The 18,474-nt window shown below is 49.3% G+C and carries 20 protein-coding genes; 4 read left to right on the top strand and 16 right to left on the bottom strand.

The features are described from left to right. Nucleotides 1-35: 35 nt before the first annotated feature. The gene (locus G598_RS0100995) at nt 36-1,271 is read left to right on the top strand and encodes an HAD family hydrolase (protein WP_026765360.1); all 1,236 of its coding nucleotides are present in this window, start codon (nt 36-38) and stop codon (nt 1,269-1,271) included. A gap of 206 nt (nt 1,272-1,477) precedes the next feature. Here the strand turns inward: G598_RS0100995 and G598_RS0100990 are convergent, their stop codons facing one another. The 6 genes from G598_RS0100990 to rny form a co-directional block, all read right to left on the bottom strand. Further along, a complete protein-coding gene (locus G598_RS0100990; RefSeq protein ID WP_026765359.1) occupies nt 1,478-2,311 on the bottom strand; it encodes an Asp23/Gls24 family envelope stress response protein in 834 nt (277 codons plus the stop codon). Between the two features lie 15 nt (nt 2,312-2,326). Next, nucleotides 2,327-3,163, bottom strand: coding sequence for a PHP domain-containing protein (locus G598_RS0100985; RefSeq protein WP_026765358.1), 837 nt, complete (start codon nt 3,161-3,163; stop codon nt 2,327-2,329). Nucleotides 3,164-3,185: 22 nt separating this feature from the next. Beyond that, complete coding sequence (locus tag G598_RS0100980; protein WP_014423788.1) at nt 3,186-3,446, bottom strand: stage V sporulation protein S; 261 nt, start codon at nt 3,444-3,446, stop codon at nt 3,186-3,188. A 138-nt stretch (nt 3,447-3,584) separates the two neighbouring features. Then, entirely contained in the window at nt 3,585-4,364 is a 780-nt protein-coding gene (locus tag G598_RS0100975; protein ID WP_026765357.1) for a TIGR00282 family metallophosphoesterase, read from the bottom strand. 12 nt (nt 4,365-4,376) lie between these two features. Then, nucleotides 4,377-4,922 carry a hypothetical protein gene (locus G598_RS16600; RefSeq protein ID WP_157833235.1) on the bottom strand — a complete coding sequence of 182 codons (546 nt, stop codon included), beginning with the start codon at nt 4,920-4,922 and terminating at the stop codon, nt 4,377-4,379. Between the two features lie 72 nt (nt 4,923-4,994). Next, the gene (rny, locus tag G598_RS0100965; RefSeq protein ID WP_026765356.1) at nt 4,995-6,542 is read right to left on the bottom strand and encodes a ribonuclease Y; all 1,548 of its coding nucleotides are present in this window, start codon (nt 6,540-6,542) and stop codon (nt 4,995-4,997) included. A gap of 175 nt (nt 6,543-6,717) precedes the next feature. On the opposite strand from rny, the gene G598_RS0100960 reads away from it, so the two are divergent. Beyond that, a complete protein-coding gene (locus tag G598_RS0100960; protein WP_026765355.1) occupies nt 6,718-7,008 on the top strand; it encodes a hypothetical protein in 291 nt (96 codons plus the stop codon). Nucleotides 7,009-7,223: 215 nt separating this feature from the next. Here the strand turns inward: G598_RS0100960 and G598_RS16595 are convergent, their stop codons facing one another. After that, complete coding sequence (locus G598_RS16595) at nt 7,224-8,321, bottom strand: nucleoside/nucleotide kinase family protein (RefSeq protein ID WP_080656900.1); 1,098 nt, start codon at nt 8,319-8,321, stop codon at nt 7,224-7,226. Nucleotides 8,322-8,430: 109 nt separating this feature from the next. Between G598_RS16595 and G598_RS0100950 the strand changes: the two genes are divergently transcribed. Together G598_RS0100950 and G598_RS0100945 are read left to right on the top strand one after the other, a co-directional pair. After that, nucleotides 8,431-9,504, top strand: coding sequence for a M48 family metallopeptidase (locus G598_RS0100950; protein ID WP_026765354.1), 1,074 nt, complete (start codon nt 8,431-8,433; stop codon nt 9,502-9,504). Nucleotides 9,505-9,516: 12 nt separating this feature from the next. Continuing rightward, nucleotides 9,517-10,563 carry an AI-2E family transporter gene (locus G598_RS0100945; protein WP_026765353.1) on the top strand — a complete coding sequence of 349 codons (1,047 nt, stop codon included), beginning with the start codon at nt 9,517-9,519 and terminating at the stop codon, nt 10,561-10,563. Nucleotides 10,564-10,618: 55 nt separating this feature from the next. Here G598_RS0100945 and ftsH read toward each other — a convergent pair whose 3' ends face one another. The 9 genes from ftsH to G598_RS0100900 all read right to left on the bottom strand — a co-directional run bounded on the left by ftsH (nt 10,619) and on the right by G598_RS0100900 (nt 18,411). Continuing rightward, the gene (gene ftsH / locus G598_RS0100940; protein WP_026765352.1) at nt 10,619-12,622 is read right to left on the bottom strand and encodes an ATP-dependent zinc metalloprotease FtsH; all 2,004 of its coding nucleotides are present in this window, start codon (nt 12,620-12,622) and stop codon (nt 10,619-10,621) included. A gap of 42 nt (nt 12,623-12,664) precedes the next feature. After that, nucleotides 12,665-13,216: a hypoxanthine phosphoribosyltransferase gene (gene hpt, locus G598_RS0100935; protein ID WP_026765351.1), complete on the bottom strand. Its 552-nt coding sequence runs from the start codon at nt 13,214-13,216 to the stop codon at nt 12,665-12,667. A gap of 2 nt (nt 13,217-13,218) precedes the next feature. Continuing rightward, complete coding sequence (tilS, locus tag G598_RS0100930; RefSeq protein WP_026765350.1) at nt 13,219-14,613, bottom strand: tRNA lysidine(34) synthetase TilS; 1,395 nt, start codon at nt 14,611-14,613, stop codon at nt 13,219-13,221. Between the two features lie 66 nt (nt 14,614-14,679). Further along, nucleotides 14,680-15,144, bottom strand: a complete 465-nt coding sequence (locus G598_RS0100925) for a S1 domain-containing RNA-binding protein (RefSeq protein WP_026765349.1) — start codon at nt 15,142-15,144, stop codon at nt 14,680-14,682. 84 nt (nt 15,145-15,228) lie between these two features. Further along, complete coding sequence (locus G598_RS0100920) at nt 15,229-15,516, bottom strand: FtsB family cell division protein (protein ID WP_026765348.1); 288 nt, start codon at nt 15,514-15,516, stop codon at nt 15,229-15,231. Between the two features lie 68 nt (nt 15,517-15,584). Then, a complete protein-coding gene (locus G598_RS0100915) occupies nt 15,585-16,103 on the bottom strand; it encodes a hypothetical protein (protein ID WP_051179747.1) in 519 nt (172 codons plus the stop codon). A 23-nt stretch (nt 16,104-16,126) separates the two neighbouring features. After that, nucleotides 16,127-17,248, bottom strand: coding sequence for an MGDG synthase family glycosyltransferase (locus G598_RS0100910; RefSeq protein ID WP_026765346.1), 1,122 nt, complete (start codon nt 17,246-17,248; stop codon nt 16,127-16,129). A gap of 54 nt (nt 17,249-17,302) precedes the next feature. After that, nucleotides 17,303-18,049: an SDR family NAD(P)-dependent oxidoreductase gene (locus G598_RS0100905; RefSeq protein ID WP_026765345.1), complete on the bottom strand. Its 747-nt coding sequence runs from the start codon at nt 18,047-18,049 to the stop codon at nt 17,303-17,305. A 62-nt stretch (nt 18,050-18,111) separates the two neighbouring features. Continuing rightward, a complete protein-coding gene (locus G598_RS0100900; RefSeq protein ID WP_303840258.1) occupies nt 18,112-18,411 on the bottom strand; it encodes an HU family DNA-binding protein in 300 nt (99 codons plus the stop codon). Nucleotides 18,412-18,474: the final 63 nt, after the last annotated feature.

Raw genomic sequence — 18,474 nt, 5'->3', positions numbered from 1 at the left:
TGCCGAATATGTTGTAAAGAAACGAGGAGATGCTTATGAAAAAAAATCGTACAAGTCTTTATCTATCCATTCTCTCTGTACTTTTGGCAAGTGGAATCGGTTATTACTGGCACAGTGCCGGCCTCGATGATATCACCGTGATAAACGCTGCCGCAGCGGTATTCATCGCCGGCTTACCCTTGCCCTATATGCTGGGAAAACTTCTTCCTTACACCCGTGGGGCACGACAGGCGAAAAAAAACGATATCACACTGGCCAGTGACAGCCAGCTGGCGGAAATTGGCAACATTGACACCTTAATCCTGGCCCGCCATGGTGTTATTACGGAAGGTCATCCCTATGTATCCAATCTCTATCCGGCAGGCATCAGTCAAAATGCGCTTTTGAGTCTCGCTGCCTCTGCAGAGAAGCAAGCGACTCATCCATTGGGCCGGGCTATCTATGAAACAGCCAGTCAGCGTGGCTTGCAAATTTTAGAAGCCAATACCTTCACCGAAATCCCCGGCTGCGGCGTGGAAGCCATCGTCGGACGCAATTCCATACGAGTAGGAACCCTTCCCTGGCTAAAACGGGAAGGCATTGACATCAGCGCCGAACTCATCACCAAAAATGACCAACTGGCCCAAAAAGGGCACAGTACAGTCTTTGTCGCTAATGGTAAATACTGCCGGGGCATCATCACCATCGACGATGCCCTTTCCGAGGATACCTTAAAAGCAATCCGCAAATTAAAGCGACAACATATCCATACCGTGATGCTTACGCGGGAAAATAAGCGTACAGCCGAAACCATCGGCAAAAAAGCAGATATCGATGCTGCCCACGGCCAGCTGACCGTAGAGGGAAAACTTCGGGAAATTCAGCTTTTAAAGGCGCGTGGTACCGGTGTTGCCTTTGTGGGACGCGGACAGACCAATCCGGAAATCGCCAAAGCGGTCGATGCACTTATCGAACTAGCTCCCGCTCCCAAGACTATGCCCGTCACCAACGAGATGGATATTGCAGACTCCCCTGCAGAGCCTCATAACTCCCATGCCATTTACCTGCACAGTGGCCTACTTTGGGACTTTGCTGCCCTGCAGGAAATCGGCAAGCAAACACTCAGTCGCATCCAAACGAACAAACTGATTTCCCTCATCACCTTCCTCCTGATTCTCCCGCCTGCTGCAGGTGCCTTCTACACCTTTGGCTTCCCCTTCCTCCCCGCCTGGGGATCCTTAGCAGGGCAAGGGCTGGCCTTGATATTGGTAACCATCAATTCCCTGCGCTAACTTCCTTAATAGAGCAAAACCAAGAATCGCAGCCCTCAGCAGGGAAGGCATCTATCGTCATGCCAGACCAGAAAAATCACAATAACACAAGAAAAAGCCCGGTGGCTGATGATTACTTTCCGCAGCGTTTGACAAGCTTGTCTAAGCGAAGGAAAGCAATCATCAGCCACCGGGCGTCTTTACACCACGATGTCAACCAAACCCACTTATGCCCTAACGTATAAAGTTTTTACCTGAATATTGACCTCATGCACAATCATTCCCGTCATAAACTCCACCGCGTCCCGCACTTCTTTCTGTGCCTGCGCCAGCAGCGTGGGAATATGATTTCCATAGGTAAGTACTACACCGCAGACAATCTTCAAGCCTTGATCTTCAGAGCCCTGCATCATATGCTTTACCTGCAGGCCATCGACCTTGGTGATGGCTTCGATTTTTTTTAAAGCAGCCTGCACAATAGACTTAATGGCTGAATCATCAATAATCAGTTTTCCATAATAACTGAATACCGGCCGAACGATGGACTTCTCCCCCAGGCGGCGCCTTTGGGTCGATGACCGCTTAAAAAGGGTCTGCAACGGGTCTACCAAAAAACCGGAAAAATGAGGTTTCAGTTCAATGGTGGGCACAGGAATGATATGCTTGCCCTCTTTGAGCCGATGATACTGTGCTTTCTCCATTTCCTGTTTGGTTGCCACGTCCTCAATATGAATAATCTTGGCAATATGCGGCAAATGCAGGGCTTTCGCAATCTTAAAGACCATATTCTCCGAAGTCCCCAAAATCAGGATTCGGTGTGGTTTGGCCTCTTTGATAGCCGCCTGCACTTCCTCGGCATGTCCCGGCAGGACAAAAATCGCCCGCCGTACAGCCATGATTTTGCTCGGTTCTTTTTTTGCTGAATGGCCACCCACTATCCTGCCATCCTTAATCAGGATACCATCATCGATAATGGCGTCAGCCTTATGTTTATGCGCCACAATCAGCGCGTGGTGACTTTTGCCGGTACCGCTGGGCCCGACCAAAGCGATCACATCCATACACAGCTCTCCTGACTAGCTATTAAACTTTCCCAAAGGACGATAAAACGCCTCTGCCCATTTGTCTTCAATGGTAAAAATACCTACTTCCGAAGGCTGCCGGGTAGGATAACCATGGAAGTCTGACCCTCCGGCCGGCAGCAGATTAAACTCCTGCGCCATCTTATAATAACGTTCTGTATCAGCCGCATCATGGCGCGGATAGAATACCTCTATCCCCTCAATGCCCCGCTGACAGATATCGCGCACCAAATCATCATCGTCCACCAGCTTGGGATGCGCCAGTACAGGCGTGCCGCCTGCTGCTTTAATCAGTTCGATGATTTCTTCCACTTCCAAATGATAATGCGGAACATAAGCGGGCTTACCTTTTTCCAAAACGGCAGAGAACGCCTCCCTTACCGAAGAAAAGCACCCTTTCTTTACCAAAATCCGGGCAATATGGGAACGGCTGATGGATTTGCTGGCTCCGGCTAAAGTCAGCACTTCACCTTCAGTTATCGGATAACCTGATTCCTGAAGTTTTGCCACCATATCGCTGAAACGTGTCCAGCGTGCCTCTGTTACATCATTCAGTTTATCCAGCAAATCGGGATAATAGATATCCACATTAAATCCCAAAATATGTATCTCATGCACCGGATGATGCGCACTGAACTCAATGCCGGGAATCACATGAATCCCCTTGGTGGGATACATTCCGTTCTCATAAAGATAGCTCACACCGTCAATCGTATCATGGTCGGTGATGGCTATATATTTGAGACCGGCAGCTTTTGCCGCTGCCACAAGCTCCTCCGGTGTTAATTTTCCATCAGAGAAGGTTGTGTGCATATGCAAATCACTTGCCATTTATGTCACTCCTGTAACCGAATCAGCGCGGCTCAACAATAAGCTTAATGGCTGTGCGTTCCTCACCTTCAATATTGATATCGGTAAATGCTGGAATGCAGATAAGGTCAATACCATGCGGTGCTACAAAGCCGCGGGCAATGGCTACCGCCTTTACCGCCTGATTGAGTGCACCAGCACCGATTGCCTGCATTTCCGCACTGGAATGCTCCCTGAGTACACCAGCCAGAGCCCCCGCTACTGAATTCGGGTTCGATTTCGCAGATACTTTTAAGATTTCCATGATTAGCACACGTCCTCTCTTACAACAAAACTGCAACAATGTTCTACGTTTTTTCTATAACATGAACTAACTGATACTAAGGTAGTATTCTGCATAGAACCTCAAAATCCTGCTTGCTGAAAAAATCTTTATCCGTAATTATTCTTTTATTAAAATACGTTCTACACCTGTTGTGCGATTGGTACTATCATCAATATCCACAATCAGGGCAGAATATACCATTGGTCCGCTTTCTTCCAAATCAAAACGGCAGGGCATAGCAGTCGTAAATTTCTGCAGGATAATCTCCGTCTTAACCCCTAGTACCGAATTCCAGGGGCCGACCATGCCCAAATCCGTGATATAGGCGGTGCCCTGCGGCAAAATGCGTTCATCGGATGTCTGAATATGGGTATGCGTACCCACCACAGCATTTACGCGGCCATCAAGATACCAGCCCATCGCCATTTTCTCCGAAGTGGTTTCGGCATGGAAGTCGAGCAGGATAATATCGCATTCTTTTTTGAGATCCCGCAGGATTTCCTCGATTTTTTGGAACGGACAATCCAGGGCAGGCATCAGTGCCCTGCCCGAAAGATTCACCACGCCGATATTTTTGGCCTTGAAGGGATAAATGCAATAGCCCTTGCCCGGCGCTCCATCCGGATAGTTGGCCGGACGAATTAAAAAGGGTTCCTGGTCGATGAATTCAAAGACATCTTTTTTATCCCAGACATGGTTACCGGAGGTGATGACGTCAGCACCGCCATGATAGAGCCCATCCAAAGATTTCCGGGTGTAGCCCTTGCCCCCGGCAGAGTTTTCGCCGTTGACGATAACCATATCAATATTTTTTTCTGCCTTTAATTGGGCAGTGTATTTCTGAAACGCCTTGCGGCCCGGTTTGCCTACTACGTCTCCCGTCAGCATTATGCGCATAAATTACTCCTCTCAGCGGTTGTATACCACGACTTTATCCTTATCCCGCATACCAATCATCCGTTCCTTGATGCGGCTGCTTTGGGCCAGATCAAACATCTGGTCCAAAAGATTGCTCTGCATATTGGAAAACTCCGGCTCTAATGTCGTCAACGTATGGGAATCCATCTGCAGTGCATCGCCAAATTTGTCACCAAACAACTCCACCAGCAAATCCAGTTCTCCCCGCAGCATGGTCGAAAGCTGCCGGCGCACATGCACCGTCATAAGCTCGCCGTTCACATCGGCATCCACCGCCAGCCATACAGGGTCTTCACCATGCAGGTCATGATAGGTCTGCAAGCTCTTGTCGAGCAGCGTGGCAAATTCTTCCATCTCTGCCTTGGGCATCTTGCCCTTGACCACAAAATCCAGCGTTATCTCCGTATCCCGCGGCTCGTAAGTCACAGAATAGAGTTCCGGATAGCAGACCAGCATAGATGCCAAGAGCTGCACGCCGGTACTCATTTCTTTGCGGCTGCCGGGATTTTTTTCACTAAGGTTAAATCCAAACATCATCTATTCCTCTCATGTACTAAGAGGGCGCAAGGCTTACACCCTGCACCCTCCTGACATATTGCGCTATATGCGTTATTTAGCATAATCGACAACACGGGTCTCACGGATAATCGTGGCCTTGATCTGACCAGGATATTCGAGCTCGTCTTCGATTTTCTTGACAATATTATGTGCCAAAGCCACAGCCTCAGCATCGTCCACCTTGTCCGGCTTAACCATGACACGGATTTCACGGCCTGCCTGAATGGCAAAGCAACGTTCCACACCTTCGTAGGACTCAGCGATTTCCTCAAGGCTCTTGAGGCGCTTGAGATAGGATTCCAAGCTTTCCCGGCGAGCACCTGGGCGAGCTGCCGATACAGCATCAGCAGCAGCAACGAGCACCGCTTCAACGCTGGCTGCTTCCACATCGCCATGGTGAGCGGCAATGCAGTTGATGACATCCTTGGATTCCCGGAACTTACGGGCAATGTCAGCACCGATGGTCGTATGGCTGCCTTCCACTTCATGGTCAATAGACTTGCCGATGTCGTGGAGGAGACCGCCGCGCTTAGCCAGCGTTACATCACAGCCGAGTTCAGAGGCCATGACGCCAGCCAAATGCGAAACCTCGATGGAATGATTCAGCACATTCTGACCATAACTCGTGCGGTAGCGCAGACGACCCAAGAGCTTGATGAGCTCCGGATGAATGCCGTGCACACCGGTATCGAAGGTTGCCTGTTCACCGGCTTCCTTGATGCGCATATCCACTTCCCGCTTGGCTTTTTCCACCATTTCTTCGATGCGGGCAGGATGGATGCGGCCATCCTGAATGAGTTTTTCGAGTGCAATGCGGGCCGTTTCCCGGCGTACCGGGTCAAAGCCCGAAAGGATAACGGCTTCCGGCGTATCGTCGATGATGAGGTCAATGCCCGTCAGCGTTTCGAGCGTACGGATATTGCGGCCCTCACGGCCGATGATACGGCCTTTCATCTCATCGTTGGGCAGAGCCACCACGGAAACCGTGGTTTCTGCCACATGGTCAGCAGCGCAGCGCTGAATGGCCTGACTCAGGATATCGCGGGCCTTCTTGTCCGATTCATCCTTAATCTGCTGCTCATACTCCTTGATTTTCATGGCCTTTTCGTGCTTCAGTTCTTCTTCGGCTTCGGCCATGAGCATTACCCTTGCTTCTTCCGCAGTGAGGCTGGAAATGCGTTCCAGTTCCGTCTTCTGCTTTTCGTGCATCTCATCAATCGCCTGCTGGGTCTTGTCGATACGGGCTTCCTTACGGTTAAGGCTGTCCTCTTTCTTCTCCAGAGAATCCAGCTTGCGGTCAAGATTTTCTTCTTTTTGTACTACGCGGCGTTCCTGACGCTGAAGTTCGCTGCGACGTTCTTTCGTCTCACGATCCAGTTCCTGACGCTGGCGATGGATTTCTTCCTTCGCTTCGAGCAGGGCTTCCTTCTTCTTCGTCTCGCCTTTTTCTTCCGCGTCCGCTACAATGCGTTTTGCTTCTTCTTCAGCGGAGCCAATCTGGGCTTCGGCGGTTCGCTTACGCGCCGTATAACCTGCCCCGGCACCGATGACTGCTGCGATTATTACCGCTACTACTATTTCGATAACGATAATACTCACCCCCTTGTTTCTTATTTGCGTTCATGCATTATTTGTTTTTATGGATAGTTCTACAACTATACCCTACTATTTTAATGTTTTTCCCCATGAGTGTCAAGAAATCCTAGCCAAAACACCCTAAATGAAGTAAAATGAATAAGGTATTTATTTTGGCTATTTTTTGGGGGTAATGAATATGTTGAAATGCTCGGAGTGCCAGCGCGATTTGCCGGAAAATGAGGCACTTGTCAATAAAACGGAGGACGGCGGGAAGCGAATTATCTGCCCCGAATGCTTCCAAAAGCTTACCGGCGTGGACTACAACACCTTCGCCTTCCGCAAGGAAAACGCCAAGCAGACCTTCTGGGCCGTGCTTTTCTGCCTTGCCGCTACAGGCTACGCCTTTGTGGAAAAAGGTGTGGAGTGGGGTATTGGGGGCATTGTACTGACGGTGCTTGTGTATCTGTTCTCCAGTAAAGTTAAATAACTGCGGCTTACTGCTTATAGTTTACATCGTGGTATTAAGGCGCCCGGTGGCCGGGGATACCTTTCCTTCACTTAGACAGGCTTGTCAAACGTTACGGAAAGGCATCCCCGGCCACCGGGCTTTACTATTTCGCTATTGTCTTATTTTTCTTATAATCAAAACTCGCCTCTGCTCACAGTTGCAAGTTTTGCTGACATTACACTTCTATTACACCATCATTTGATGATGTCCCTGAGTTCCTCTGCGGTGACCTGGAAGGTATCCAGTAGCGCCTTGCTGCTCATCGTGCCGCTTTCGTAAAGTTTCTTTAGGATAACCTTGCGGGCTTCTTCCATGCCGTGGGCATAACCTTCATCATAAAGGGGCATTTGTATGCCTTGACCGGCATTGCGGTTGTTCAGGCCTCCCAGCAAAGTATTATTAAGCTGTATATCCGGTTTTTTCCAAAGAGCATTTCGGTCCACCATTCTCGTCGGCATAATCCTGCCTTTTAGTTGATAGTCGCCATCAGACAGGAGCTGCCATGTTTCATCGGCCGGCCAGGATTTTCTCAGGCAACGTTCCACTTTTTGGCGTTCTTTTTGCTGATAAAGTTGTACAGCCGTCTCGATTGTACTGCCTCCGGCTATTTTCCTGCGAATGAACCATTCTTTTAACACAGTCGGTTCTACATTGACAAATATACTGTAATCTGCCAGAGAACGGACATTCTGCCAACGTTTTTCCCCTAAAAGCAGCCAGGTACCCTCTACAATGACGATGGATCTGCGTACAGTCACAATCTCCTCCACTACATCATGTGTGGTATGATCATAAATCGGCCAGCGCACATCGTTCGTACGCAGGTCTGTAAGCTTGCCAATAAGCTTATCCACCGCAAAGGTTTCCGGGCTCCCTTTGATGTTCTTGAGCGATATCCTGCTGCCCTCCTGTTCAATATCATGCGTATTGAGGTAAGCCTGCGGATAATAAAAGCCTTCTATCCCCAAAGCCTGTACTGGTACAAGATTTTCATCGGTGTTGGACAGCCTTTCCAAAAAATAGGCCAGCATAGACTTACCTGCGCCCGGAGGCGCAGCTAAGAACACCACCATACGCCGTCCCATCTTCTGCTGCATCTTACTCATATGCCGCAGAAAGGGAAAGAACAAATTATCGATTGTTGCCTGATTATATTGCACTTTATGCGCCAGACCATTTTTCATCAACCGGCAAGTGCGCCAAATTTTTTCCTGCATCATGCTTTCCTGCCTTTCCATCGCTAAAGGTAGCGCTTCGGCAGCCGTCTTTCCTTGACTATACCAGCGCTCCATTTATATTATCGTTAGAATCGCATTAAAAATTAAGGAAAATTAACACAATCTTGTCTTTTTTCGCTATAATAAATACAGATAAGATATGTGTATTAGGAGGTTGTGGATGATGAATAAGAAAAACTTACAGAAAAAAATACTTACCGGCCTTACCGCACTCTGCCTTTCCTTACCTATCAGTTATGCGCCAACTGCTCTCCCGTCAGCCGAAGCTAGTACAGCCAGCATTCTTGGCGCTGTCATCTCCGGTGCAGCTGCCCATAGCCAGCTGAACAGTACCATCAACAAATACAATAATACGGAGCCGGGCCGTCAGGAATTATTTGCTCAAATGAAAAAAAAATACGGAGTTAATGGCGATGCCTACCTTAATCAGCAATTAACCCGCATCATGACCAATCTTACTCGTGGAATCGGAGCCGTTGATTCCTCGGTTTACCAAAAACCGTACAACTATTTTATCAACAACGAGAAAAGTTTCAATGCTTTCTGTACTTTAGGTCATAATCTAAGTGTTAACACAGGCTTATACAAAGTACTGAAAAATGAAGACGAAATCGCCGTGGTACTGGCACATGAGATGGGGCATGGACAAAAAGATCATCCAGCTAAAGGTGCCCGTCGCTCCCTGAACATGCAGATTTTAGGCGCGGCCACCGGTTCTCAGGTTGGGGTAATCATGGCCACGGTGATAAACAACCGCCATATTACCAAACCGATGGAGCGGGAAGCCGATGCTTTAGCCTTTGACTACATCAGCCGTGCCGGCTACAATCCTGGCGCCTGTGCTGCAGTCTGGCAACGGGTCATGGATATGTCCAAGAGCCAGCCGTCTTCTTTCGAGCAGTTTCTCTCTGACCATCCGGCCAATGATGACCGCCGGGATGCCTACGCTAAAAAACTCAACCAATACAGCAACGGGCATGTTACCAACAACGATGGGGTTATCAAAGTCAATACCAAGGTATTCTGCACCCCTGCTGCTGCCGGTGGCATGAGTGCCAAGGAGCGGGCCTACTTCGTCATGGGCAATCTGGCTGCAGCTTACCACAATGGACACAATAACCAAAACGCCTATACCAACGGCAATACCGTCATGCTTGGCCAGCAGCCCATTATCACCTGCACAACAGGCGACGAAAGCGCTGGCACATTGGCTGACCGCCTGAACAAAATCAAATAAGCAGGAGTTTCTATGTCCATCAAAAAATATCGTACCTCAATCCTTTTGGCACTCACCTTTATTATCCTGTTATCCACCTTCTGGTATATGCCCCAGCTGGCGTTTATCATCTTTATTTCTCTTTTGTTGCAGCTGCTGCTTCTTCCTGTGACGGAAAAGCTGTCGGCAAAAATGCCCCGGTCTTTAGCGGCAGGGCTGGTACTACTTTGTTTTATCAGCCTTGCCCTGCTGCTCTTAATGCTGGTATCCAAAAGCTTTATCCCTACCTTCAGCCGGTTTGTCACAGATTTTCCACAAATAACCGAAGAGGTTCAAAATCTGCCCTGGCTGCGGGAATCGGATTTCCTGCAAAGTGAGCTTGATGATATCTGGGCGGAAATGAAAAACGCCAGCATGACCGCCTTGAAATCCTCGCTTACTTTACTTTTATCACTCTTCAGCAAGGTCATTGACCTCGTAATCATCTTCTTTGTCACCTTCTATCTCCTGAAAGACGGTGAACAGATACAAAGTTATTTGGCAGGTCTCTTTCCCACTCGGGATTATCGGCGGGTCATGCAGCTTTTCGACCGGATTCTGAGCGCTCTGCGCGTCTATATCTGCAGCCAGCTGGTTATCTGCTGCATCACGGCTGTAATCGTCTTTTTGTACTTTACCATTCGCAATTTGCCCTATGCATCGGTCTTCGCCGTAGTATCCGGCATCTGTGAATTTATCCCGGTACTGGGGCCTACGGTGGCCTCTGCTTTCGGTACGCTGCTGACGGCTACCGTCAACCCCGTCACCGCTCTGCAGACAGCAGGTTTTTATCTGCTTCTGACCCAGATTAATCACAATTTTATTTATCCGACCTTGATTGGCAAGTCACTAAATCTGCATCCTATAGCCATAATCCTCGGCATTGTGCTGGGGGGAGAGCTGCTTGGTGGTGCCGGCATGTTTTTGGCCGTTCCCTTCATCGCCATCTGCAAGCTGGTAATTGAGGATATCTACAAAGACAGAGTCCTTATCCGAAAGCAGGAACAGGCCTCCCGCTGGCTGGCCAAAAAAAGAGATTAATCATTATAAAGAACCCCTGCAGGCTTTTCCGTCCTGCAGGGGTTCTTTCATGTATTTACTTATCGTAATGCGTTACATTAAATTTGGGTTCTTTGATTTCACCAACGGACACGGGTTCTTTTTCCTTTTCTGCTTCCGCATCAAGGGCTTCGTTCTGTGCCTGCTGTACCAATGTCGTCGGCGGAATCAAAGCGGGGTCACCGTCTTTGGGACCATCGTTATCATCCTTCGGCGGTTCCTTGGTTTCTTCCTCGGAAATCTTACCCGTTTCGAGCAGTTCTTCAAGCTGCTTGGCTGTGAGGGTTTCACGTTCCATAAGTGCCTGAGCAATAAGTTCCAGCTTATCGCGGTTCTCCGTAATGATCTTACGGCAGGCCTCATAGGCATCTTCGAGGTACTTGCGGACTTCCTTATCGATTTCGCTGGCTACTTCTTCGGAGTAGTTGCGTTCCTGATGGAAGTCGCGGCCTAAGAATACCTGATGGTTCTGGCTTTCACCATACGCCACAGGACCGAGCACATCGCTCATGCCGTACTGCATGACCATGCCGCGCACCATACGCGTTGCCTGCTGGATATCCTGCGAAGCGCCCGTGCTGATTTCCTTGAGCACGATTTCTTCCGCTACCCGGCCGCCCATAGCAACCTTGAGTTTATCGAGCAGTTCCGACTTGGTGGCGTAGTTGCGGTCTTCCTTCGGCAACATCAGCGTGTAACCGCCGGCACGGCCGCGCGGAATAATCGTAACCTTATGCACAGGGTCAGCATGTTTGAGCATCATGCCCACGAGGGTATGCCCCCCCTCATGGTAAGCCGTCAGGCGTTTTTCCTCATCGTTCATGATGTGAGACTTGCGCTCAGGGCCGGCCATAACGCGCTCAATGGCTTCTTCCAGTTCCTGCATGTAAATCTTCTTCTTATCCCGGCGGGCAGCCAAGAGGGCTGCTTCGTTCACGAGGTTGCTGAGGTCAGCACCGGTAAAGCCCGGGGTACGGCGTGCCAGGATGTCGAGGTCTGCGCCTTCATCCACCGGCTTGCCGGAAGTATGTACTTTAAGGATTGCTAGTCTCCCGCGCACATCGGGTTTGTCCACCACAATCTGACGGTCGAAGCGGCCCGGACGCAGAAGTGCGGGGTCGAGGATATCCGGACGGTTGGTTGCTGCGATGATGATGCCTTCATTAGCGGCAAAACCATCCATCTCAACAAGCAACTGGTTCAGCGTCTGCTCGCGTTCATCGTGACCACCGCCGACACCAGCGCCACGCTGACGGCCTACGGCATCAATTTCGTCGATGAAGACAATACAAGGCGCATTCTTCTTGGCCTGATCAAAGAGGTCACGCACACGGGAAGCACCGACACCGACGAACATCTCCACGAAATCCGAACCGGAAATGGAGAAGAACGGCACACCAGCTTCACCGGCAACGGCACGGGCCAAGAGGGTCTTACCAGTACCCGGAGGGCCAAAGAGCAATACGCCCTTCGGAATGCGGGCCCCCAAGTCGTTGTACTTCTTGGGATGCTTGAGGAACTCAACCACTTCTTCAAGTTCCTGCTTGGCTTCATCAGCCCCGGCCACGTCTTTGAAGTTGACCTTAATCTTATCCGAACCGCTCATGCGGGCACGGCTCTTGCCAAAGGACATCACCCGGCCGCCACCGCCCTGCGTCTGCTGCATGATGAAGAACCATACACCGACAAGCAGGAGTATCGGCAACAGGGACGAGAACATCGTGGACCACCAAGGTGGTTCCGGCGGATTTTCCGCATTGATTTCTACCCCTTTGGCAGAAAGCTTTTCAAAGAGCTTGGGGTCGCTGTTCGGCGCATCCGGAGTAATCGTCGTAAACTCCGTACCATCAGACAGCGTACCACGAATGGTATTCTGGATGAGGACAACCTTGGTTACCTTTCCTTCATCCACCTGCTGCAGGAAATTGGTATAACCCACTTCCTGCTTTGTTGTGTTCCTTGTCGAAAAGTAGTCAATAATGGAAATGGCTACCAGAATAATCAACAAATAGAACCCTACATTGCGTAGAAACTTATTCAATCCATTGCCCTCCTTCCGAGAAGTCAATGCCTCTCAGGATTTTTATTGTTCTGTGTAAATCTCGGGCTTTAACACACCGATATACGGCAGGTTACGGTAAACTTCTGCATAATCAAGGCCATAGCCCACCAGGAATTCATCCGGGACTTCAAAGCCGCAGTAATCGATGGGAACTTCCACCAACCGACGGGACGGCTTGGACAGCAGCGAACAGAGTTTTACGGATTTCGGCTTGCGTTCCTTGAAGTACTTATTCAGATAATTCATCGTAGTACCCGAATCGATTATATCTTCGATAACGATGAGGTGTTTTCCTTCAATATCGTAATCCAAATCTTTAAGAATCTTTACGGACCCCGTCGTGGATGTCCCATTGCCATAGCTGGAAGCAATCATAAAGTCAAAGCGGACAGGCAGTTCCAAATGACGCAGCAAATCCGTATAGAACATCACCGCGCCCTTTAAAATGGCCACGCAATAGATATCTTCCTTTACGTCCTTATAGTCATCCGTAATCTCTTTTGCCATCTCTTTGATGCGCTGCTGAATCTGTTCTTCCGAAAAAACTACTTTTTCGATATCTTCATGTAACATACTTAAATTCCTCTCTCCTCAAACCTGAGATACAAAATTTTATGATAATCGCAAACGTCCGGCAAACATCTTGCACTGCGCCTGCGGCCAATCATCCAAATGATTTCACTGCCCATCGCCAGAAGGGGGACTCTCTCTCTCTCTGCCTGCGGGATCTTATCGTCAATCATTAATTTTTTCAAGGTCTTACGGCCTGCCGGCAGCTGGATAAAATCTCCCGGCCTGCGCGTACGCAAAACCAATTCTCCCGAAAAATTCTGCGGATACAAATATAATTCATGGGGCAGTGTATGCAGGCTAATGCTGTCCCGCCATTCTGCCACCAACTGATATCTGCCCCAATCTGTTGTCCGGGAAATGTCCAGCACCGTTTCCGGCAAAGACTCTTGTTTTTCCATTGGCTCGCCGGATAACGCTTGGTCAATGGTCAGATACCCATAGGCCAAATGAGCCGTATAGCCATGTGAAAGTTCCTGCTGGCTGCTCGTTGTCCCCTGCAAAAGCAAACGACGAATTGACTCCGTCTGCTGATAAGTAAGGTCGAGTGCAGAACCTGTGGTATTTTCCCATAGCCTGCGAATCAGACCACGCTGCAAAGCCGGATGTAAGGTTGCTGCAGTTTGCTGCACCAAAGCACGACCGTCCTGCTGTACATAATCACCAGCTGACCAGCAGCGGTCAACTTCCGCCTGCAAAAAATCCTCTTCCTCAGCAGCCACTTCTGCCAGCTGACAAAGCACACGACTGATTTCCGGATTATATGCCTTTCTAAGCTGCGGCAGCAACTCCAACCGCAAACGATTGCGCGTACAATCTGCTGCAAAATTGGTGGCATCTTCACGAAAGGCCAGCCCCTGTTGATGACAATACTCCAAAATATCAGCCTTATTCTGTCCCAGAAGCGGACGCACCAAACAAGCGTTTTTCCCACTTGCAGGACGCATTGCCGAGATTCCTTTGATTCCTGTCCCCCGCAAAATGCGCATCAGCACCGTTTCAGCCTGATCATCGGCATGATGGGCAACAGCAATAAAATCCAGTTTCTGCTCCCGGCAAATCCGCTGCAAAAAAGCATAGCGCAGGCTTCGGGCAGCCTGTTCCAAAGTTTGACCATTTTCCTTTGCTGCTTGCGGCACCTGCCCATGTTCAACAAAGCAGGGAATCTGATGCTGCTGGCAAAAATCTGCCACAAAAGCCGCATCGGCCAAAGATTCTTCGCCCCGAATACCATGTTCATAGTGAGCGGCAAAAATCTGCCACTGATGACTGGGAGCCAATTGCTTAAGAATATCCAGCAGGGCCAAAGAATCTGCACCACCGGAACAGGCCACCAGGATTCTGCTGCCATCCGGCAATAGCTTATGTTGCCGACAAAACTGCTCTACTTTTTCCCGCATAACGAACGCCTCATCATAAAGTATAAAAGCACCCTTTGCAGAGTGCTTCCAGTTTATGCCAGACCATCAGTCACGACGGGAACCACGCCCGCCACGCTTGGAATCAGTCTTGCGACGCAAGTCCGTCAGACGCTCATCGCTGTCCTTGAGGAATTTGGAAAGCTTATCCTCAAAAGACGCCGAAGTAGCACTGTAACGATTCGGTTTTCTAAAGTCACGGCCGCCAAAATTATTCTTCGGGGCACGGAAGGAAGAACGCTCACGAGCTGGGGCTTCAGCTTCTGCCTCTGCCTTTTTCTCCTGCAGCTGCTTGATGGAAAGGCCAATCTTTCCCTTTTCATCAATGGCTACTACCTTTACCTTAACCTTGTCTTTTTCTGCCAGGAAGTCATGGACATCCTTTACATACTCATCTGCAACTTCTGAAATATGTACAAGTCCGGTTTTCCCCTCTGGCAATTCAATAAATGCTCCAAAATTTGTGATGCCCGATACGACACCATCCAGCACGCTGCCAACTTCAATGGACAAATTAATTCTTCCTCCTTAGAGTATTTGAAAATACAGGATTTATTATACCCTTGACAACTCAGGAGTGTCAAGGCATACAACGCTTTACTTATGACCAACACTATAGGGAAGTTCCCCTGCCCTGGTCATGCCCAGTTCTTCCCGGGCTACTTTTTCAATATAGCTCAGCTCATTTAACTGCCGGGCTTCTTCTTTCAGAGCAGCATTCTCCTTCTCTGCGGCCTCTAATCTGGACTTTGCCGATGCATAATCATCTGCCGCCTGGCTTAGATATACCTGCTGAGAAATCAGAATCGAAGAAAAGTAGACAATAATGGCCAGCATAATCAGCGCAAACCAGTTTATGCCACGCTGTTTCCTTGGTTTCATCATTATCCCTCCTCTAAAAAAAATCAATCTACTCTATAATAACCGCAAACTTTTTTCATGGCAAGCTAAATCTACTTTTCTGACCATTGAAAATAATTTGTGGTTGCAATCCGGCGAAAATAGGATTCACAGTTTGCACAATGGAAATGGTCTTTTACATTTTCCATGTCCGGCCGTCCATTGACGAGCGTCACCGCCCGGCCTTCCACATAATCCATCATCTCTCCACACCGTGGGCAGAGACATTGATTGTTCTGATCACGCTTGAGTTCCATGGGTTTAAGGTTTCCCGTAGCTACCCAATTTTCCCTGTTCTTTCCGCCAGTCTCCTGCTTAGGCAGGTCATGTTCATCATAGAACCCGGAACCCAACAATTCCTGAAAATAAATGCCACACGACTGGCACTCATATTTAGGTAAAATTGAGGCCATATCTGCACGGCCCTTTACTATCTGTACTGCCGTGCCATCTACAAAACGCAAGAGACGGCCACATTTGGGGCATATATAATTGGTTCCATTTTTTTGCAGTTGAAATACCGCCATGCTATCACCAATCTTCTCAAAAATTGATACCTGCGAAACCTGCAATTATATAATTCCCCATCCTGTACCTAAAAACCTGCTGCCGATAAAATTATTTTCACGATTTTTTGGCTGGCCAACGGTCTTGCCAGAGTCAATGCCTGTTCGTGCATCTGCAAAAGGCTGTCTCCTTGGAAAATCTCCTCCACGGCAGCGGCCAGTTTTTCGCCAGGATGGAGCCAGACAGCCGCGCCGTGTCGGGTAGCATAGACGGCATTTTCCGTTTCCGGACCGGGAATGGGGTCATGCAAAAGCATTGGCGTGCCCAAGGCAAAGGCTTCACTTATGGTCAGCGCACCAGGCTTGGTAATCAAAAGGTCTGCCGCCCGCATCAGCCGTTTCACTTCATCCGTATACCCCCATGTGCGAATGGTATGATGCGAACCTGCGGCAAAATTCTCCGCCTGCTTCTGCAGCTGTTCATTACGCCCGGCAACCACCAACAACACGAAAGACTGTTTTATTTTTTCCAGTTCCTGCAAAGTTTGCTCAATACCACCCAGTCCCAGGCCGCCGCCCATTAAAAGAATCACGCGTTCTTCCCGGCCAATGCCCAGTACTTTGCGTAAGTCCTCTTTGGCAGGCAGCCCCTGAACTTCTGCGCTGATGGGAATTCCCTCCGCATGAAGGGTCTTTACGGCAAATCCATGCTCAATCATTCCCTGCCGCATATCTTCGGTAGCCATAAAATAGCTGTCTACACCACTGGACAGCCACATGGGATGCAGCGAATAATCCGTCATTACCACAGAAAGAGGCAAACTGCTATGATGCTTCCCTTTCCAAAGGGACACGGTCCCTGCCGGGAATGGGTGCGTACAAATCACACAATCCGGCCGGTGCTCCGCCTGCAAACGGTTAAAAACCGGCAGCATAAACAGGGCAAACATATTCTTGCCACAATTACCGCCAGTTTCACTACTGGAAAACCGGTAAAATACATCATAGAGATTCGGCACGAAATTCAGCATTTCCAAATAGATTTTCTTGGTCAGCCAATGCCAAAAAGAGGTGGAACGCGCCATAAAATCTACCGTGACGATTTCTGCCTGCGGCTGCTGGCGTACAAGCTCCTCCGCCACCGCTTCTGCGGCCTTGATATGTCCGGAACCGATGGACGCTGTCAATATTAAGATTTTCTTAGCGGCCATCTTTATCGCTCCCTCTCCTCCGCAATAGTTCACACCTGCCTATTGTAACACAAATCAGGCAGTGAGACCACCATCTACGCTTAAAATCGTCCCTGTTATAAAGGAAGCTTCTTTAGAGGCCAAAAAACTAATGGCAGCAGCAGCCTCCTCCGGCGTACCAATACGCCCCAAAGGATAAACCGAAGCCATTTCCCGCAGGGCTTCCTCCCTGTCCGGAGCTTCTGCCAGCTGCGTTTCCGTCAGCGGCGTCAGGATATCGCCGGGAGCAATCGCATTGACCCGTACCCCAAAACCAGCCAGTTCCAAAGCCAGGGCTTTCGTAAACAGCACCACAGCCCCTTTGCTCGCACAATACAGACTGCAATAATAATTGCCATGAACGCCGGCGTCAGAGGCCACGTTCACGATATTCCCCCTTGTTTTCTTAAGAAGTGGCACAGCTGCCTGACTCAGGTAATAAGTGCCCTTCACATTGATATCCATAACCGCAGCAATCTGCTTCTCCGTCATATCTTCAATGGCACCTTCCACATAGATGCCTGCAGAATTGACCAGCACATCAAGACCGCCCCAAAACGTTTCCATCTGCTTTACTGCCCGCTGGCAATCTGCCCGCAAGCTGACGTCACCTTGAACAAATATCGCCTGCTCAGCGGCACTAAGTTCCTGCATTGCCGCTTCTCCCCGCTGGGCCGACCGCCCCAGCAAGGCCACCTTAGCCCCCGCCGACAAAAACAATTTTGCCGCGGCTAAACCGATTCCCGAGGTTCCCCCGGAAATCAAAATTCGTTTCTCCTGCATAATCTTCTCCTGTTAGCACAAAAACCGTGCCCCGAAGGGCACGGTTTTTCTTATTTGTTTAATCAGCCGTTGACTGCATCCTTCAATGCCTTGCCAGCTTTGAACACCGGGTTTTTAGCTGCCGGAATTTCAATTTCTTTGCCCGTCTGGGGGTTGCGGCCTTTGCGAGCAGCACGTTCTTTCACTTCGAAAGTACCGAAGCCGATGAGCTGCACACGGTCGCCCTCAATCAGAGCCTGCTGTACGCTTTCAAAGAAAGCACCCAGAGCTTTTTCAGCATCCTTTTTCGTCAGACCGGATTTTTCTGCAATATTAGCTACTAATTCAGTTTTATTCATGAGCGTAGCCTCCTTAAAGAAGATTATTACTGCTGACGGCAGGCCGCCAGCCCTGCGGTTTGCTCCGCTATAAGAGAATTTAACAGA

It is taken from the genome of Selenomonas ruminantium subsp. ruminantium ATCC 12561, assembly GCF_000424065.1.
Classification (GTDB): Bacteria; Bacillota; Negativicutes; order Selenomonadales; family Selenomonadaceae; genus Selenomonas_A; species Selenomonas_A ruminantium.
This window is presented reverse-complemented; position numbering and strand designations above follow the sequence as displayed.